This is a genomic window from Hydrogenophaga sp. (assembly GCF_041633695.1).
Classification (GTDB): Bacteria; Pseudomonadota; Gammaproteobacteria; order Burkholderiales; family Burkholderiaceae_C; genus Hydrogenophaga.
Genome location: NZ_JBFJMY010000667.1, coordinates 1 through 1,714, shown reverse-complemented (window position 1 = coordinate 1,714; position 1,714 = coordinate 1). Strand labels below are relative to the sequence as shown.

Sequence of the window (1,714 nt, the reverse complement as noted above, 5' to 3'; positions counted from 1 at the left end):
TACCCTCACACGGATTAGCCTTGGACCGCATGGAATCGATGGTACCGAAGTCCCTCCGGCCTATGGCTGTGAGTTGGCCACAAACTATGCGACGGCATCACTGTCAATGATGGTCGCAGAACTTTGCCTGGAAACAGAAGACGCTGATTTGGTGGCCATGAGCTTGGTCATTCACAACTGTGCGCTCAAGATTCGTGAGCAGATTAGGCAAGCACAGAAGAAAATCTCGGGTGACTCACCACGAGAAAGGCTCCTGATGCGCAAGGCGGCACAGCGTGAATCTCGGGCTAGGCCACGGAGAACCTTCCGCAGATCGTGATACCCAGTTGCAATGCCATCTCTCGGACTACGCGGCCTTCGCCGAACTTCCCTGACGCGGTAGGCTGCCCTAACAACGTCATTGGCGAAAGACCGGATTTGGCCGACAGCGGCCAGGAGCAGACACCCCGGGTACTCCCTTCATTGACACCACCCCACGCGCGCCAGAAGGTGCACGACTCATCTGCCTGCCTTTGTCTCGGAGTCGCATCATGCCCACCAGCCAGCACCAGAAAACCAACCCAAACCGCCAAGTCCGCCTCAAATCCCGCCCCACCGGCATCCCGCAAGCCGAGCATTTTGAAATCGTCGAAGCGCCGGTGGCCGAGCCGGCTGAGGGCCAGGTGGTGGTGCGCAACCTCTACCTCTCGGTGGAGCCCGCGATGCGCGGCTGGGTGAACAGCGTGGGCAATTATTCGGAGCCGGTGCCTGTTGGCGCCGTGATGCGCTCGTTCACCGTGGGGCGTGTGGTGGCTTCGCGCAGCGCGGCTTACAAGGTGGGCGATGTGGTGGCGGGCATGTTGGGCTGGCAAGACTATGCGGTGGTGGATGCCTCGGCCATCGAGCGGCGGGTGGACGAGGCGAACGGCTTGCCGATTTCCACGGCTCTGGGCGTGCTCGGTATCAACGGGCTCACGGCGTATTTCGCGCTGCTCGAGGTGGGGCAGCCCAAGGCGGGCGAAACGGTGTTGGTGTCCACGGCGGCGGGCTCGGTGGGTTCGTGCGTGGGGCAGATTGCCAAGATCCAGGGTTGCCGCACGGTGGGCATTGCAGGCGGGCCAGTCAAAACCGCGCAATGTGTTGACGAGTTCGGGTTTGACGCGGCGATCGACTACCGGGCCAACGAAGGCGAGCAGCTGGACGCCGCGATTGCGGCGGCCTGCCCCCAGGGCATTGATGTGTATTTTGACAACACGGCGGGCGCGATCAGCGACGCGGTGCTCAAGCACCTGGCGGTGGGTGCGCGGGTGGTCGTTTGCGGCACTGCGTCCGTGGCTTCATGGAACCCGCCGCCGCAGGGGCCGCGGGTGGAGCGGCACCTGCTGGTGAAGCGGGCGCGCATGCAGGGTTTTTTGATCTTCGATTACGCAGACCGTTATCCCGAAGGCATGAACGCCCTGACCGGTTGGCTGAAAGACGGCCTGATCCGCTACCGCGAAGACGTGCTGGATGGCATGGAGGCCGCGCCCGATGCGATTGCGGGCCTGTACCGGGGCGAGAACCTGGGCAAGCGGCTGATACGGCTGGCGGCGGAGTAAGCGGGCAGCAGTCGAAGTCGGCGCGGCCGTCAACCCTTGCGCGGGAGCGCAAACGGGTTCAACACCTTCACGCCAAAGCCCTTGAAGTCCGCAACGTTGCGCGTAACCACCGTGAGGTGGTGCACCTGCGCGGTCGC

2 protein-coding genes are annotated in these 1,714 nt (G+C 63.3%); both read left to right on the top strand.

All coding sequences use genetic code 11. From position 1 onward, the window contains the following. Positions 1 to 319 (top strand): hypothetical protein (locus ABYB95_RS23035; protein WP_372662540.1); only part of this gene is annotated, 319 nt, incomplete at its 5' end. A gap of 211 nt (positions 320 to 530) precedes the next feature. Next, a complete protein-coding gene (locus ABYB95_RS23030) occupies positions 531 to 1,577 on the top strand; it encodes an NADP-dependent oxidoreductase (protein WP_372662537.1) in 1,047 nt (348 codons plus the stop codon). Positions 1,578 to 1,714: the final 137 nt, after the last annotated feature.

Bases quoted from the DNA above. Each gene is read 5' to 3' on its own strand.
- ABYB95_RS23030 (WP_372662537.1), top strand. From the start codon at position 531: ATGCCCACCAGCCAGCACCAGAAAACCAACCCAAACCGCCAAGTCCGC.